Here is a 16126-nt window from a genome sequence, read left to right on the forward strand (position 1 = left end):
CGCCGCCCCGGGAACCCGCGACCACGAAAACCCCGCCCCGCCGGAAGGCCCGAGGACCCCGCACCACCCACCCCTCAGCCGAGCTTCCTCAGCTGCGCGTCGATGACCGCCCTGGGCTGCGTGACGAGGTCGCCGCCGAGCTTCCAGCTGTGCATGGCCACCAGCACGTTGCCCTTGCGGATCACGGTCAGCTGGTGAAAAGCACCGAGTGACTCCCGCCCTTCGACGAGGGACCACCCCTGCGCCTGGTCGCCTCCCTCGACCCGCACGGGGACGACGCCGGCGAAGTCCACCGGCTGCTCGCGGTCGTCTCTGAGGGAGAATCCGTCCCGGCAGGCCTCGGCCGCCCTGCGGACCTCCGCGAAGGCGTCCGCGGCGCCCCCGTCCACGTACGACGCGAGGGAGACGACCGAGATCGTCGGCGCGCGGTCGGGCACCGGCGCCGTACGAAAATTGCGCGGCTTGGCGGTCGTCGCGGGCAGACCGACGGACACCCCGGCCATGACCCGTGCCAGGGGTCGGCACGCAGCATGAGACTCGTCGCTCACCTGCGACGAGAAGCCCTTCAGCCACCCCTTCTTCAGGACGTACCCGGGGAGGTCGGCCTTCTCCAGTCCCCGCTTCTCCAGCTCCGCGACCGACAGCGCGGGCCGCTCCGGCGCGGCCGGTGCGCTCGGCGTCCTCGCGGCTTCCGATCCCTTCACGGCGTTCGGCGTGCCCGACGCCTTCGCCCCGTCCGCCTCACCACCACCCGTACAGCCGCCCGCCAAGGCCCCGGCCAGCGTCACCGCGGCGAGCGCCCGGGCGCCGCGCCGTCGTCCCCCCGCGCCCATCAGCCGAGCTTCCTCAGCTGCGCCTCGATCACGGCCGTCGGCTGGGTCTTCACGGTGCCGCCCAGGCTGATCGTGTAGAAGGTGGCCAGCGTGCCGCCCTTGCGGACCGCCGCCAGCTTCATCACGACGTCGGACTCGTCCGGGCCCTGGGCCTTCATCTGGAAGGTCCAGCCCTGCGCCTCGTCGCCGCCGGACACCGCGTCGGGGGTCACGCTCGCGATCCGCAGCTTGTCGCCGCCCTGCTGGCCGCCGAAGCCGCCGGCGCAGGCCTTGCCCGCCTTGGCGAGGCCCGCGAACGCCTCCTGGGCGCCCTTGCCCTCGTACGAGGCCAGCCGCTCCGCCGTGACCGGCTGGCTCAGCGCGTTCAGGCCCGCCTTGGCCTTCTCCTCGGCCGAGGCCTTCGGGTCGACCTTCATCTTCGCGGGCTTCTCGACCGCCTTGCGCAGCACATGGGCGCCCGGCGTGCCCTGCGGGACCGCCGCGAGGGCGTCCAGCAGCGGCTTGCACTCCGCCCTGTCCGCCTTGACCGAGCCCGCCGCCGCCTCGTCGGCCTTGGTGCCCGGGGTCACCAGGTGCGTGGGCACGTCGCCCTGCGCGAGGGCGACCTTCTCCAGCTCGGCCGCCGTCAGCGCCTTCGCCGCCTGCTCCGCGGGCTGCGCGGGCGCGCTGGGCGCCGCCTTGTCACCGCCCTTGGCCGGCGCGGGCGCGTCGGCACCGCAGGCACCGACCAGCAGGCTCAGCGACACCACGGACAGGGCGGCCGCGGTACGACGGACGGCGGCACGGCGGAAAAGGGCACGGCGCATGGAGGTGTTCCTTCGGGCAGATCGGAAAAAGAGCGAACAACGCTTCTCCCGCGTTCGGTTCGTCTCTCGAAGTGCCCACGGAATGCTCACGTCGAAGGCCACGCGGAATCTGTTGTGTACATGGAATGTAGAGCGTGCCCGGCCGGAGGAGAACTGAATTCGGGCGGCCCGCCGACCCCCTCCAAGATCGTGACCGGCGCGCGACCCCACCTCTCCCCGATCGAGACACACCCCCGTACAACCCCGCCCCCACGTGACCCACCCCACCCCGCTCGACCGGCGACAACCCCGCCCCACCCCCGACAATGGACTGTGTGATCACTTCGCCGCCACGAAGCTCCCACCGCCGGACCGAGTCGTCCCCGTTCCTGGACCTCACCCGCGCCGAGTGGAGCGCCCTGCGCGAGAAGACGCCGCTGCCCCTCACCGCCGAGGAGGTCGAGCGGCTGCGCGGTCTGGGCGACGTCATCGACCTCGACGAGGTGCGCGACATCTACCTCCCGCTCTCCCGCCTGCTCAATCTGTACGTGGGAGCCACCGGCAGCCTGCGCGGCGCCCTCAACACCTTCCTCGGCGAGAACGGCACCCAGCGCGGCACCCCCTTCGTGATAGGGGTCGCGGGCAGCGTCGCCGTCGGCAAGTCCACGGTCGCCCGTCTCCTCCAGGCGCTGCTGGCCCGCTGGCCGGAGCACCCGCGCGTGGAGCTGGTCACCACGGACGGCTTCCTGTACCCGATGAAGGAGCTGGAGAAGCGCGGCCTGATGGCCCGCAAGGGCTTCCCCGAGTCGTACGACCGCCGGGCCCTGACCCGCTTCGTCGCCGATGTGAAGGCCGGGAAGGACGAGGTCACCGCCCCCGTCTACTCCCACCTGATCTACGACATCGTCCCCGACGAGCGCCTCACCGTGCACCGCCCCGACATCCTCATCGTCGAGGGCCTGAACGTCCTGCAGCCCGCGCTGCCCGGCAGCGACGGCAGGACCAGGGTCGGCCTCGCCGACTACTTCGACTTCTCGGTGTACGTCGACGCCCGCCCCGAGGACATCGAGCAGTGGTACCTCAACCGGTTCCGCAAGCTGCGCGCCACCGCGTTCCAGAACCCCTTCTCGTACTTCCGCAAGTACACCCAGGTCTCCGAGGAGGAGGCGATGGCCTACGCCCGCAACACCTGGCGCACCATCAACCGCCCCAACCTCCTGGAGAACGTGGCCCCCACCCGTGGCCGCTCCAACCTGATCATCCGCAAGGGCCCCGACCACAAGGTCCAGCGGCTCTCCCTGCGCAAGCTCTGATCCCCCGTCACGTACGAGGGGGCCCGCCCGGCGTCGATGCCGGGCGGGCCCCTCCTGCGTACCGCTCGACCGGACTAGCCCAGCGCGGACTTGACCACGTCGGCCAGCCGCTGGGCGACCGCCTTCGCCTGGTCGGTGTCGGCGGCCTCCACCATCACCCGCACCAGCGGCTCGGTGCCGGACGGGCGCAGCAGCACCCGGCCGGTGGAGCCCAGCTCGCGCTCGGCCTCGGCGACGGCCGAGGCCAGCTCCGCGGACGTGCCGACGCGCGACTTGTCGACGTCGGGGACGTTGATGAGGATCTGCGGCAGCCGCGTCATGACGCCCGCGAGGTCCGCGAGGCTGCGGCCGGTGCTGGCGACCCGGGCGGCCAGCATCAGACCGGTCAGGGTGCCGTCGCCGGTGGTGGCGTGGTCCAGCACGATGACGTGCCCGGACTGCTCGCCGCCGAGCGCGTACCCGTGCTCCTTCATCGACTCCAGCACGTAGCGGTCGCCGACTCCGGTCTGGACGACCTGGATGCCCTCGGCCTCCATGGCCAGCTTGAAGCCGAGGTTCGACATGACGGTGCCGACCACGGTGTTCTTGCGGAGCTGGCCCGCCTCGCGCATGGCGAGCGAGAGGATGGCGAGGATCTGGTCGCCGTCGACCTCGTTGCCCGCGGCGTCGACCGCCAGGCAGCGGTCGGCGTCGCCGTCGTGCGCGACACCGAGGTCGGCACCGTGCTCGACGACGGCGGCACGCAGCTTCTCCAGGTGGGTGGAGCCGCAGCCGTCGTTGATGTTGAGGCCGTCGGGCTCGGCACCGATGGTGACGATCTCCGCGCCGGCCCGTGCGAACGCCTCGGGCGACACGCGGGAGGCCGCGCCGTGCGCCTCGTCGAGGACGACCTTCAGACCGTCGAGACGGTTCGGCAGCACACCCATCAGGTGGGCGATGTACTTGTCGAGGCCCTCGTCGTAGTCCGTGACCCGGCCGACGCCGGCCCCGGTCGGACGGTCCCAGGCCTCGCCGCCGCGGTGCTGGTCGTAGACCTTCTCGATCCGGACCTCCAGCTCGTCGGCCAGCTTGTGGCCGCCGCGCGCGAAGAACTTGATGCCGTTGTCGGGCATGGCGTTGTGGCTCGCGGAGAGCATCACGCCGAGGTCGGCGCCCAGCGCACCGGTGAGATACGCCACCGCGGGGGTGGGCAGCACACCGACGCGCAGGACGTCCACGCCCGCGCTCGCCAGGCCGGCCACCACGGCGGCCTCCAGGAACTCTCCCGAGGCGCGCGGATCGCGCCCGACCACGGCCGTGGGCCGGTGGCCCTCAAAAGTGCCGGCCTCGGCGAGCACATGGGCCGCCGCGACCGACAGGCCGAGCGCGAGCTCCGCCGTCAGATCCGCATTGGCCACGCCGCGCACACCGTCGGTGCCGAAGAGTCGTCCCACAGCTGTCCTCCGAAATACTCCGAAAACGCAAACCCCTGAGCGATTTCTGCCCGTTATACGCCCTAGGGGATCGATAACGATCAATCCGAACTAAACGAACGCCCCGGTGGCACGGAGAGTGCCACCGGGGCGAACGGTGAAGCGTTGTACAGCCAGCAGGCGCGTGATTAACGCTTGCTGTACTGCGGCGCCTTGCGGGCCTTCTTGAGACCGGCCTTCTTGCGCTCGACCGCACGGTCGTCGCGGGAGAGGAAGCCGGCCTTCTTCAGGGTGGCGCGGTTGTTGTCGACGTCGGCCTCGTTCAGCGCACGGGCGACACCCAGACGGAGCGCACCGGCCTGGCCGGACACGCCGCCACCCGCGATGCGGGCGATGACGTCGTAGCGGTCGTCGAGCTCGAGCACCTTGAAGGGCTCGTTGACTTCCTGCTGGTGGACCTTGTTCGGGAAGTAGTCCTCGAGCGTACGCCCGTTGATCTTCCACTTGCCGGTGCCCGGAACGATCCGGACGCGGGCGATGGCGTTCTTGCGACGGCCAAGGCCGGCGGCGGGCTGCGGGTCGCCGAAGCGGCCGGCGAGCGACTCGCTGGTGTACTCGCCCTCGACGGGAACCTCCGACTCGAAGGTGGTCACCTCGGCGAAGGTCTCTTCGCCCTCGGTGCCCTCGACGGGGTTCTCAACAGTGGTCTCGGCCACGATTCTCCTCAGATCTTTCTGTACGTCTTAGGGGGTGGCCGGAACTACTGCGCGACCTGGGTGATCTCGAACGGGACCGGCTGCTGAGCAGCGTGCGGGTGCTGGTCGCCCGCGTAGACCTTCAGCTTCGAGAGCATCTGACGGCCCAGGGTGTTCTTGGGGATCATGCCCTTGATGGCCTTCTCGACGGCCTTCTCCGGGCTCTTCTCCATGAGCTCGTCGTAGCGCATGGAGCGCAGACCGCCCGGGAAGCCGGAGTGGCGGTACGCCATCTTCTGGGTCTTCTTGTTGCCGGAGAGGTGAACCTTCTCGGCGTTGATGATGATGACGAAGTCACCCATGTCCATGTGCGGGGCATAGGTCGGCTTGTGCTTGCCCCGGAGGAGGTTCGCTGCCGTGGTCGCCAGACGGCCCAGGACGATGTCCTGCGCGTCGATGATGTGCCACTGGCGAGTGACATCGCCGGGCTTGGGGCTGTACGTACGCACTTCGTAGCCTTCGCTTCTTCAGTGGATGGGGTGCAGACACAGGGCACCTCTGAAGCGATCATGCAGCTGGGGCCCACACTGCCGGGAACACCGCCCGTATGCGAGCCACTGGTAACTGCTCCAGGGAACCTACGCACGGGCTCTTCGCGTGAGAGCGACACCCATACGTATAACAACCCCCGACACTACCCGCCCCCCACCACCCGGGTCAAAACGCCCCCGCCCCTCGGGCGACGGACCCGCCCTCCCCCACCCACCCCCACCCACCCCCTCGGGCGGCGGGGCCGCCGCCGCCCCCTTGGGCGACGGGGCCGCCCCCGGGGGCGGAACGGGCGGGCAAGGGGGCGGCCCCCGACGGAGCCGCACCCCCCGCCCCGCCCCGGACGCGCCCCCACCCCCGTACCCCCGCACACACCCCTACCGCACCCGCTCCACCCTCCGCTCGTCCCACACCGGCTCCGCCGTCTCCCGCACGACCCCGTCCGACCCGAACACCAGATACCGGTCGAAGGACTTCGCGAACCACCGGTCATGGGTGACCGCCAGCACCGTCCCCTCGTAAGCCTCCAGCCCCTCCTGGAGCGCCTCCGCCGACTCCAGGTCCAGGTTGTCCGTCGGCTCGTCGAGCAGCAGCGCCGTCGTCCCGCACAGCTCCAGCAGCAGGATCTGGAACCGTGCCTGCTGCCCGCCGGACAGCCGGTCGAAGGCCTGGTCCCCCTGCCGCTCCAGCTCGTACCGCCGCAGCACCGACATCGCCGCGCCGCGGTCCTTGGAGTGCTCGCTCCACAGGATGTCGACCAGCGTCCGCCCCAGCAGCTCCGGGTGCGCGTGCGTCTGGGCGAAGTGCCCGGGGACCACGCGCGCCCCCAGCTTCCACGCCCCGGTGTGCTTGACGTCCTCGCCCGCCAGCAGCCGCAGGAAGTGCGACTTGCCGGAGCCGTTCGACCCGAGCACCGCGACCCGCTCGCCGTAGAAGACCTCCAGGTCGAAGGGCTTCATCAGCCCCGTCAGCTCAAGGCCCTCGCAGGTCAGCGCCCGTACCCCGGTACGCCCGCCGCGCAGCCGCATCCGGATGTCCTGCTTCCGCGGCGGCTCCGGCGGCGGACCCGCGTCCTCGAACCTGCGGAAGCGCGTCTGCATCGCGTGGTAGCGCGACGCCATGTCGGGGCTGATCGCGGCCTGGTTGCGCAGCCGCAGCACCAGCGCCTTGAGCCGCGCGTGCTCCTCCTGCCAACGGCGCAGCAGTTCCTCGAAGCGCTCGAACCGCTCCGTGCGCGCCTGGTGGTACGTGTCGAAGCCGCCTCCGTGCACCCACACGTCCGAACCCGCCGGACCGGGCTCCACGCTCACGATCTTCTCCGCGGCCCGCGACAGCAGCTCCCGGTCGTGGCTGACGAAGAGCACCGTCTTGCGGGTCTCCTTGAGCTTGCCCTCCAGCCACCGCTTGCCGGGGACGTCGAGGTAGTTGTCCGGCTCGTCGAGCAGCAGGACCTCGTCGGGCCCGCGCAGCAGCGCCTCCAGCACGAGCCGCTTCTGCTCACCGCCGCTGAGCGTGCGCACCTCGCGGAACTGCGCCTTGTCGTACGGCACGCCGAGCGCGGCCATGGTGCACATGTCCCAGACCGTCTCGGCCTCGTACCCCTGTGCCTCGGCCCAGTCGCTGAGCGCCTGCGCGTAGCCCATCTGCGCGGCCTCGTCGTCGACCGTCATGATCAGGTGCTCGGCCTTGTCGACGGCCGCGGCGGCCGTCCGGATCCGCGGCTGGGAGACCGAGACCAGCAGGTCGCGCACGGTCCGCTCGTCGCGCACCGACCCGACGAACTGACCCATCACACCGAGCCCGCCACCGACCGTGACCGAGCCGCCGTGTGCCTGGAGCTGCCCCGAGATGATCTTCAGCAGGGTGGTCTTGCCCGCCCCGTTCGCCCCGACCAGCGCCACCACGGCGCCCTCTCCCACCCGGAACGAGACGTCACCGAGCAGCACCCGCCCGTCCGGCAAGTAGTACTCGATGTGTCCGACCTCTAGATGTCCCATACGAGCATTCTCACCGCCCCCGGGACCGCACCCCAACCGGATTTCGACGCCGGGGGCAGAACTGGCCGGGCGGCACCGCCGGCCCCAGTAGTTAGGATGCGCGGCATGAGCTTCGGGCATGGGGGACCCTCCGGCGGCCCCGCGGGACAGCCCCCGCACGACAACGACCCATCGCGACAGGTCAGTTCCCCCACACCGCCCGTACCGGACCCCGCCGCCCCGCAGCAGGAGCCGAACCCGCGGGACCCCGCGCGGCCCGCGCCCGGCGGCCACGAGAGCGCCCAGGCCCGGCCCGGCGCCTACGGCACCCCGCAGCCGAACCCGTACGGCGCCCCCGGCACCCCGCAGCACACCCCGAACCCGTACGCGGACGCAGGCCAGGCCCCGCAGCACACCCCGAACCCGTACGGCGGCGCCCAGGCCCCGCAGGGAAGCGGCCCCCACCCGTACGGCGGCGGTCCCGCCCAGCAGCCCGCGCAGCCTCCGTACGGCGGCCCGCACGCCCAGCAGCCCGCCCCGCCCCCGTACGGCGGCCCGCACGCCCAGCCCGCCGGGCCGAACCCGTACCTGGACAACCCGGCTCCGCAGGGCCAGCCGGCCCGCCAGCCCGCCGCGCCGATGCCCCCGGTCCAGCTCGTGCAGAGCTCACCGGCCCGGCCCCCGGCGGACCTGCCCCCGCTGCCGTCCGTCCCGTCCGCCGCCGCCCCGCCCACCGGCGGGCCGGGAGCGCCGGGCACCGGTACCGGCACGGGCGGCGGGCCGGGGTCCGCCCCCGGTTCCGGCCCGACCCCCGACTGGGCGGCCCTCGCGGACGCCGCCGCCTCCCGCACCCGCCGCAAGCGCCTCCTCTACATCGGCGGCGGTGTACTGGCCACGCTCGTCGTGGGCGCGCTGGTGGCCACCGCGGTCGTCTCGGCGGGCAGCCCCTCGTCCCCGGACGGCAAGAACTCCGCGCTCCCCTCCCCGGAGTCCCTGCCCAAGGAGTCGACCGCGCCGACCCCGTCCTTCTCACCGGTGGCACCGCCGCCCCCGCCGGACCCCAAGGAGTTCATCTCCAGCGCGGAGAAGGACAAGGCGCCGCTCAGCGCGGACACCCTCTTTCCCGGCAAGTCCCTGACCCTGGAGGGCCGTTCGTACGCCAAGGGCGCCACGAACCGGACCACCAGCTGTGCCGCCGCCACCCAGGGCGCCCTCGGCGCGATCCTGAACCGCAACGGCTGCGGACAGGTCATCCGCGCCACCTTCTCCCAGGGCGGCGCGGCGGTGACCGTCGGCGTCGCGGTCTTCAAGACCGAGGCCGAGGCGCTCAAGGCGAAGAACGAGGTGAAGGACGGCATCGCCTCGCTGCCCGGAGCGGGTGTCCCCACCTTCTGCCGCAACGGCACCATCTGCCGCAAGACCGCCAACTCCTACGGCCGGTACGCCTACTTCACGGTCGCGGGCTTCACCGACAACAAGCGAAACGTCACGACGAACGACAAGCCGGTCTTCGTCCTCGGCGACGACGCCGCCAAGTACGCCTTCCTCCGCATCGTCGAACGAGGCCGCACCCAGGCCTCGGCCGCCGCCTCCAACGGCACCCTCCGCAGCTGACCCCTCAACCCCTCCTCTCCCCGAACAACCGCACAACCGCACCAACCGGACATCCGCCGGGGCAGGACCACCCGCCCCGGCGCCCCCGCACACCGCCCCACCGGCCCCGCCACACCCTCGGCCCCAAGCCCCTGGCAACCCACCCGCCCCCTGACTACCCTGGCCGCCGAGGCGGCACCGGCCCGCCACATCCCGGGGGCTGAACCACATGAACACCGACCGCGACAAGGACCGCCCGACGACGCCCGCCCCCGACGGCGATCCCGAGGAAACCCCCGTCAACTCCCCGGAGCAGTCGTCCTCCGGCTCCTCCGAGCGCTCCCGCTCCCCCTGGCCCAGCGTGGAGGCCAGTCCCTACGCCCCGCCCACGCCTCCCGGCCCGGCCCAGGACCCGCCCACCACAGCCCTGCGCACGGGCCCGCCCGGCCCCCCGAGGAACCCGGGAATGGGCCGCCCCGCCCGGAACACAGGCACGGGCACCGGTACAGGTACGGGTGCTGGCACAGGCCCCGGCACCGGCACGCGTACGGGACAAGGCACCGGACCCGGTACGGACCGGTCGGCCGCTCCCCCCGCCCGTGCCCGCGCCGACTCCGGCGCGCACCCCGTGCCCCAGTTCAACCAGCACCGCCAGTACTCCGACGGCGACGAGCCGCCCGCCCCGGACCCGGCCGCGCTGGACGAGGACGCCCTCGACGCCGCCCGCCGCCGGCGCGCCACCGGCTTCACGACCGGCGTCCTGCACGCCCTCGGCTTCACCCTGCTCGCCGTCTACGAGTACTTCCGGGCCACGGTCAGCAACCTCTCCCCGGCCCAGCTCGCCGCGGGCGGCTCCACCGAGCTGCGCGAGATCGCCCGCACCCAGGCCGACCTGATGAAGCAGGACTGGTACCAGGCGGTCACCGAACTCGCCCGCATCCTCACCTTCGACCAGCCCCGCGCCTTCCTGTGGGCGGCGGTCCTGATCGCCATCGTCGTGCGCTTCAACCGCAGCGGCCCGGCCCTCCTCCAGATCGGCCTCTCCGTGGTGGCCGCCGGATACTGCCTGCTGCTCGCGGTGGTCTGGTTCCCCTTCCTGTACGGGCTGGGCGGCGCCTCGTTCGCCGCGCTGGCCGCGTCGGGCGCGCTCCTGTGGGCGGCCACCCGCCGCTGACGGGCACCGCGGAAGCCCCACGGCACCCGCGACGCGGGCCGCCCGCCACCGCGGTCGGTCCTACCCCCGGTAGACCGTCGTGCAGAGCAGCGTCCCGTCCCCGTCGACCTGCCAGGACCAGTAGAACGTGCGGTCCACCGAGGCCCGCGCGCACGCGCCCGGCCGCCGCCCCGTCTCCGGCCCGTACACCCCGGTGATCTGCAGGACCGTGTTGTACGAAGCGGCTCCCGCGGGCACCTTGCCCGAGCAGTCGGTGGCGGTCATCGAGCCCAGCCGCATGCTCGTGCTGCCGCCCTCGGTCCGCTTCTCCCCCAGCACGCAGTACCCCGGCCGGTACTGCCGGGTCAGGCACAGCACCCGCTTGCGCTCGTCGGTCACGCTCACCACGTACGACAGCCCGTCGCCCGTGGGACAGGCGCTCCAGCCGGTGCGCACCGCGCTCACCCTGCTCAGCCCCGCCTCCCCCGCGCAGCCGACCTTCTGGGGTATCCGGGTGTTCCAGCCCTTGCCCGTGTCGAAGAGGGCGAGGCAGTCCCCGGCCCGTACCGCGGCGAAGGCCTCGGCCCGCTCCGCGGCGTCCGGCTCGTCCTCCCGCTCGCCCCCGTCCGGCGGGTCGCTCGCGGCGCCTCCCGAAGCGGCCCCCGCCGACTTCCCCGAAGCGCCGCCCGAAGGCACCGTCCCGGACGATCCGGAGGTACCGGACCCGCCGGGGGTCTCCGCCGCCCGGGGGATGCCCAACGCGGCCCCCGCGGAGCCCACCCGCTGTTCGCCGCCGCCCTTCTCCAGCACCTGCGGCAGCACCCCGACCACGAACAGCAGCACCGCGACGAACAGCACCACCAGCCCGCGCTTCTTGGCCCCCGTCATCAAAAACGCCCCCCTCGAAGTCCCTTCCGCGAGTCCCCGGAGCACCCGTGCGCCACCCGAGTCGATGTCTCCCCAACACCATCCCACGGCGCACTGACAATGCCCCGGGCCAGGACTCGCCAAGCCTCAAGGACCGCACAAGCCCTTCAGGAAAGGCCCTCCACCCTCACCACTTCAGCAACAACCGCCCCCGGATTCCCCACCCGCCACGGCCCCGGGCAGGGTCCGCACGTTGCGCGCCTCCACCGCCCGCGCCGCCAGCAGCTCGTCCGCGGGGTAGGCCACCTCCTCCAGCGTCAGCCCGTGCGCCTTCACCACGTGCACCGACGAGTCCCGCACCCCGGCCGCCAGCACCCGGGCCGGCCAGTCCGCGTCCCGGTGCCCGTCGCCGACGTACAGCAGCGCGCCCACCAGCGAGCGCACCATGTTGTGGCAGAAGGCGTCGGCCCGCACCGTCCCGGTGACCACCCCGTCCGCCCCGCGCTGCCACCACAGCTCCTGGAGGGTGCGGATCGTCGTGGCGCCCTCCCGCTTCTTGCAGTACGCCGCGAAGTCGTGCTCGCCGAGCAGCTTCGCGGACGCGGCGTTCATCGCGTCGACGTCCAACACCCAGTCGTGCCACAGCACATGACTGCGAATCAGCGGGTCGACACCGCCCGGGTGGTCGGACACCCGGTACTGGTAACGCCGCCAGATCGCCGAGAACCGCGCGTTGAAACCGGCCGGCGCGAGGGCCACGCTCCACACCCGTACGTCGTGCGGAAGCCGCCCCGCGAGCCGCCGCAGCAGCTTCTCCTCGTGCTCCGCCCACACCTCCCGCGGCAGGTCCACGTGCGCGACCTGCCCGCGCGCGTGCACCCCGGCGTCGGTCCGCCCGGCCACCGTCAGGTCGAAGTTCGTCTCCGACCGGGTGACCGTCCGCAGCGCCGTCTCGATCTCCTCCTGCACGGTCCGCCGCCCGCTGGGCTGCTTCGCCCACCCGGAGAAGTCCTTGCCGTCGTACGAGAGGTCCAGCCTCACCCGTACGCAGCCCTCCGCCACCTCTTCAGCCACAGCCAACCTCCACGCTCACCACGAACAACGCACCCACAAGGGCCCCGCACAGCAGAACGGGCCCGCCCCCAGAAACCTGGGAACGGGCCCGTCCAGTACAACTCAGCAGTACGAGGTACTACTTGGACTCGTCGCCCTCGGGCTTCGCGTCCTCGACGACCTCGGCCTGCTCGGCCTTGGCGGCGTCTTCCTTCACGGCGCGCTTCGTGGCGGCCTCGGCCTCGCCCACAGCGTTCTGCTGCACGGTGAGGGCCTCGACCAGCTCGATCACGGCCATCGGGGCGTTGTCGCCACGACGGTTGCCGATCTTGGTGATGCGCGTGTAACCACCGGGGCGGTTCTCGTAGCGCGGGGCGATCTCGGTGAAGAGCGTGTGGACGACGCTCTTGTCCGTGATCGTCTGGAGCACCAGGCGACGGTTGTGGATGTCGCCCTTCTTCGCCTTGGTGACGAGACGCTCGGCGACGGGGCGCAGGCGGCGGGCCTTGGCCTCGGTCGTCGTGATGCGGCCGTGCTCGAAGAGCGACTTCGCGAGGTTCGCGAGGAGCAGCTTCTCGTGCGCGGCGCTGCCGCCCAGACGGGCACCCTTGGCGGGACGCGGCATGGTGTTTCTCCTTGAATCTGCACCGGCCGTATCAGGTACCGGTGTCAGGACCCCACGAGCGGACGCTCACGGGCAGTTTGTGCCGGGCGCGCTCCACACGAGGGGAGCGCACCCGGGGTGAAGCTCTTAGTACTGCTCGGTCTCCACGAAACCGGCATCCGCGTCGTCGTCGGCGCCGAAGGCGTCGGCGGCGGCGGTCGGGTCGAACCCGGGGGGCGAGTCCTTGAGGGCCAGGCCCATGCCGTTGAGCTTCATCTTGACCTCGTCGATCGACTTCGCACCGAAGTTGCGAATGTCGAGCAGGTCCGCCTCGGAGCGGGCCACGAGCTCGCCCACCGAGTGGATGCCCTCGCGCTTGAGGCAGTTGTACGACCGAACGGTGAGCTCCAGCTCCTCGATCGGCAGCGCCAGGTCGGCGGCCAGGGCGGCGTCCGTCGGGGACGGGCCCATGTCGATGCCCTCGGCGTCGATGTTGAGCTCGCGCGCCAGACCGAACAGCTCGACCAGGGTCTTGCCGGCCGACGCCATGGCGTCACGCGGGCGCATGGCCTGCTTGGTCTCGACGTCGACGATCAGCTTGTCGAAGTCGGTGCGCTGCTCGACACGGGTCGCCTCGACCTTGTACGTGACCTTGAGCACCGGGGAGTAGATGGAGTCGACCGGGATACGGCCGATCTCCTGGCCCACCTGCTTGTTCTGGACGGCGGAGACGTAGCCGCGACCGCGCTCGACGGTCAGCTCCATCTCCAGCTTGCCCTTGCCGTTGAGCGTGGCGAGGACCAGGTCCGGGTTGTGCACCTCGACACCGGCCGGGGGCGCGATGTCGGCAGCGGTGACCAGGCCGGGACCCTGCTTGCGCAGGTACATCACGACCGGCTCGTCGTGCTCCGAGGAGACGACCAGCTGCTTGATGTTGAGGATGAGGTCGGTGACGTCCTCCTTGACGCCCGGCACGGTGGTGAACTCGTGCAGGACACCGTCGATCCGGATGCTGGTGACAGCGGCACCCGGGATGGACGACAGGAGGGTACGACGCAGGGAGTTGCCGAGCGTGTAACCGAAGCCGGGCTCCAGCGGCTCGATGACGAACCGGGAGCGGTACTCGTCGACGACCTCTTCGGTCAGCGACGGGCGCTGAGCAATAAGCATGGGGTTCCTTTGTTCTTGGCGCCCACTATTTGACGCCAACTACCACAAGGGTACGGGCGGTACGGCCCCTAGGAGCTGTACCGCCCGGAACCGCGAGCCGGACGGGCACGGAGGTCGGTCTCCGTACCCGCGAACCGGCAGGCGGGCAAATCAGACGCACACGGCGTCCCTCGTGCGGCGGAGCCGCGCGGGGTCAGACGCGGCGACGCTTCGGCGGACGGCAGCCGTTGTGGGGCGTCGGGGTGACGTCCTGGATCGAACCGACCTCGAGGCCCGTGGCCTGGAGGGAGCGGATCGCGGTCTCACGGCCGGAGCCGGGACCCTTGACGAAGACGTCGACCTTGCGCATGCCGTGCTCCTGCGCGCGGCGGGCGGCCGACTCGGCGGCCATCTGCGCGGCGAAGGGGGTGGACTTGCGCGAGCCCTTGAAGCCCACGTGGCCGGCGGAGGCCCACGAGATCACGTTGCCGGTCGGGTCCGTGATGGACACGATCGTGTTGTTGAACGTGCTCTTGATGTGCGCGTGGCCGTGAGCGACGTTCTTCTTTTCCTTGCGGCGCACCTTCTTGGCAGCGCCCTGACGTCCCTTGGGGGGCATGTCTTAACTCCAGATGGAGAGGGAGGTGGTCGGTCCTACAGCGAAGACCGCTTGGTAAGCGTGTCCGCTAAGGACTACTTCTTGCCCGGCTTCTTCTTGCCGGCGATCGCGCGACGCGGGCCCTTGCGGGTACGCGCGTTGGTGCTGGTGCGCTGACCGTGGACTGGGAGACCGCGGCGGTGACGCAGACCCTGGTAGCAGCCGATCTCGACCTTGCGGCGGATGTCGGCCTGGATCTCGCGACGGAGGTCACCCTCGGTGCGCAGGTTGGCGTCCACGTACTCGCGGATCTTGACCAGGTCCTCTTCGGCCAGGTCACGAACGCGGGTGTTGGGGTTCACGCCGGTCTCGGCGAGAATCTCCTTGGACCGGGTGCGCCCGATACCGAAGACGTAGGTGAGTGCGATCTCCACGCGCTTTTCGCGCGGGATGTCAACACCGGAAACGCGTGCCATTCAATGGCTCCAGTTGTTATTTCGGGGGTCTTCCACAGAGCTGCTCCCGACCGCCGATCCCACCGAGGTGGGCGTGGTACGTCCGGGTCCCCGGCCCCCGCCGGAGGTGCCGCCAGTCATCGCCGAGAGGGCTGGACGTGCTCTGCGTATGTACGAATTGCTTGCGTCGCGCGAAGAACTGCGAGATGCAGGAGAGGTCGTGCGTCAGCCCTGGCGCTGCTTGTGGCGCAGGTTGTCGCAGATGACCATGACCCGGCCGTGACGGCGGATCACCTTGCACTTGTCGCAGATCTTCTTGACGCTCGGCTTGACCTTCATGGGATGTCAGGTTCTCCGGGTCAGTGCCATTCGCCCCCCGGAAGGGGCGCGGCAAGATCTACTTGTACCGGTAGACGATCCGGCCACGCGTCAGGTCGTAGGGAGAGAGCTCCACGACGACCCGGTCATCCGGGAGGATGCGGATGTAGTGCATACGCATCTTGCCGCTGATGTGCGCGAGGACTTTGTGACCGTTCTGAAGTTCCACCTTGAACATGGCGTTCGGGAGGGACTCGATCACGGTGCCCTCGATTTCGATGGCACCTTGCTTCTTGGCCACGCTTCGCCCTTCGAATCGGCTACCTTGATCAACTCTCCCATCACATATGCAGGCATACGGATGCACGAGAGCCGACGAGTCAGTCTACGTCAGGCCACCCGAAAAGACGAATCCGTCAAGTTTGCCCAACCCTGATGATCGTTATGCGGCTTTCACTCCGACGGATGCGACCAGTGCCCCGGACCGCCGCCCGTCAAGCCAGCGGGTCCGGTGCCGCCACGATTCCGTGCTCCGCCAGCTTCGCCTTGCCGCCGACTCATCCCCGACGCGGCACTCGCGGGCTCGGCGCCCGGGGGCGCCTCACAAGCTTCGCGCCGCTGCGCCGGCCTCCGACCGGCGGGACCCTGGACCCGCGCCTGCCTCAGGCCAGCGGATCCGGTGCCGCCACGATTCCGTGCTCCGCCAGCTTCGCCTTGCCGCCGACTCATCCCCGACGCGGCACTCGCGGGCTCGGCGCCCGGGGGCGCCTCAC

The 16126-nt window shown here is 71.0% G+C and carries 17 protein-coding genes; 3 read left to right on the plus strand and 14 right to left on the minus strand.

Going from position 1 to position 16126, the window contains the following annotated elements; translation table 11 throughout:
* Window positions 1–74: 74 nt before the first annotated feature.
* Both ACFYVL_RS29280 and ACFYVL_RS29285 read right to left on the minus strand, forming a co-directional pair.
* Complete coding sequence (locus ACFYVL_RS29280) at window positions 75–833, minus strand: hypothetical protein (protein ID WP_389250063.1); 759 nt, start codon at window positions 831–833, stop codon at window positions 75–77.
* Complete coding sequence (locus ACFYVL_RS29285; protein ID WP_389250065.1) at window positions 833–1639, minus strand: hypothetical protein; 807 nt, start codon at window positions 1637–1639, stop codon at window positions 833–835. Before ACFYVL_RS29285 ends, ACFYVL_RS29280 begins: the two co-directional genes overlap by 1 nt.
* Window positions 1640–1944: 305 nt before the next feature.
* Here ACFYVL_RS29285 and coaA point away from each other — a divergent pair, with 305 nt between their 5' ends.
* Window positions 1945–2931, plus strand: a complete 987-nt coding sequence (gene coaA / locus ACFYVL_RS29290) for a type I pantothenate kinase (RefSeq protein ID WP_389250067.1) — start codon at window positions 1945–1947, stop codon at window positions 2929–2931.
* 74 nt (window positions 2932–3005) lie between these two features.
* Here the strand turns inward: coaA and glmM are convergent, their stop codons facing one another.
* The 4 genes from glmM to ACFYVL_RS29310 form a co-directional block, all read right to left on the minus strand.
* On the minus strand, window positions 3006–4364 hold the full coding sequence (glmM, locus tag ACFYVL_RS29295) for a phosphoglucosamine mutase (RefSeq protein WP_389250069.1): 1359 nt from the start codon (window positions 4362–4364) through the stop codon (window positions 3006–3008).
* Window positions 4365–4531: 167 nt separating this feature from the next.
* On the minus strand, window positions 4532–5059 hold the full coding sequence (rpsI, locus tag ACFYVL_RS29300) for a 30S ribosomal protein S9 (protein ID WP_389250071.1): 528 nt from the start codon (window positions 5057–5059) through the stop codon (window positions 4532–4534).
* Window positions 5060–5103: 44 nt separating this feature from the next.
* Window positions 5104–5547 carry a 50S ribosomal protein L13 gene (gene rplM, locus ACFYVL_RS29305; protein WP_389250073.1) on the minus strand — a complete coding sequence of 148 codons (444 nt, stop codon included), beginning with the start codon at window positions 5545–5547 and terminating at the stop codon, window positions 5104–5106.
* Window positions 5548–5964: 417 nt separating this feature from the next.
* Complete coding sequence (locus ACFYVL_RS29310; RefSeq protein WP_389250075.1) at window positions 5965–7584, minus strand: ABC-F family ATP-binding cassette domain-containing protein; 1620 nt, start codon at window positions 7582–7584, stop codon at window positions 5965–5967.
* A 105-nt stretch (window positions 7585–7689) separates the two neighbouring features.
* On the opposite strand from ACFYVL_RS29310, the gene ACFYVL_RS29315 reads away from it, so the two are divergent.
* Both ACFYVL_RS29315 and ACFYVL_RS29320 read left to right on the plus strand, forming a co-directional pair.
* A complete protein-coding gene (locus tag ACFYVL_RS29315; RefSeq protein WP_389250077.1) occupies window positions 7690–9177 on the plus strand; it encodes a hypothetical protein in 1488 nt (495 codons plus the stop codon).
* Between the two features lie 208 nt (window positions 9178–9385).
* Window positions 9386–10330 (plus strand): hypothetical protein, encoded by a 945-nt coding sequence (locus tag ACFYVL_RS29320; protein WP_389250079.1) that lies wholly within the window; start codon window positions 9386–9388, stop codon window positions 10328–10330.
* A gap of 60 nt (window positions 10331–10390) precedes the next feature.
* Here ACFYVL_RS29320 and ACFYVL_RS29325 read toward each other — a convergent pair whose 3' ends face one another.
* From ACFYVL_RS29325 to infA, 8 genes are all read right to left on the minus strand, one after another.
* Window positions 10391–11197 (minus strand): hypothetical protein, encoded by an 807-nt coding sequence (locus tag ACFYVL_RS29325; protein ID WP_389250082.1) that lies wholly within the window; start codon window positions 11195–11197, stop codon window positions 10391–10393.
* 174 nt (window positions 11198–11371) lie between these two features.
* Window positions 11372–12250: a tRNA pseudouridine(38-40) synthase TruA gene (gene truA / locus ACFYVL_RS29330; RefSeq protein ID WP_389250084.1), complete on the minus strand. Its 879-nt coding sequence runs from the start codon at window positions 12248–12250 to the stop codon at window positions 11372–11374.
* Window positions 12251–12368: 118 nt separating this feature from the next.
* On the minus strand, window positions 12369–12854 hold the full coding sequence (rplQ, locus tag ACFYVL_RS29335; RefSeq protein WP_389250087.1) for a 50S ribosomal protein L17: 486 nt from the start codon (window positions 12852–12854) through the stop codon (window positions 12369–12371).
* Between the two features lie 126 nt (window positions 12855–12980).
* Entirely contained in the window at window positions 12981–14003 is a 1023-nt protein-coding gene (locus tag ACFYVL_RS29340; RefSeq protein WP_185028035.1) for a DNA-directed RNA polymerase subunit alpha, read from the minus strand.
* 193 nt (window positions 14004–14196) lie between these two features.
* Complete coding sequence (gene rpsK / locus ACFYVL_RS29345) at window positions 14197–14601, minus strand: 30S ribosomal protein S11 (RefSeq protein WP_003948617.1); 405 nt, start codon at window positions 14599–14601, stop codon at window positions 14197–14199.
* A 74-nt stretch (window positions 14602–14675) separates the two neighbouring features.
* The gene (gene rpsM, locus ACFYVL_RS29350; protein ID WP_189821097.1) at window positions 14676–15056 is read right to left on the minus strand and encodes a 30S ribosomal protein S13; all 381 of its coding nucleotides are present in this window, start codon (window positions 15054–15056) and stop codon (window positions 14676–14678) included.
* A 204-nt stretch (window positions 15057–15260) separates the two neighbouring features.
* Window positions 15261–15374 (minus strand): 50S ribosomal protein L36, encoded by a 114-nt coding sequence (gene rpmJ, locus ACFYVL_RS29355; RefSeq protein WP_003956441.1) that lies wholly within the window; start codon window positions 15372–15374, stop codon window positions 15261–15263.
* 58 nt (window positions 15375–15432) lie between these two features.
* Entirely contained in the window at window positions 15433–15654 is a 222-nt protein-coding gene (gene infA / locus ACFYVL_RS29360; RefSeq protein WP_003956442.1) for a translation initiation factor IF-1, read from the minus strand.
* Window positions 15655–16126 lie beyond the last annotated feature (472 nt).

Origin of the sequence: Streptomyces sp. NPDC004111 (assembly GCF_042874215.1) — a bacterium.
Taxonomy (GTDB): Bacteria; Actinomycetota; Actinomycetes; order Streptomycetales; family Streptomycetaceae; genus Streptomyces.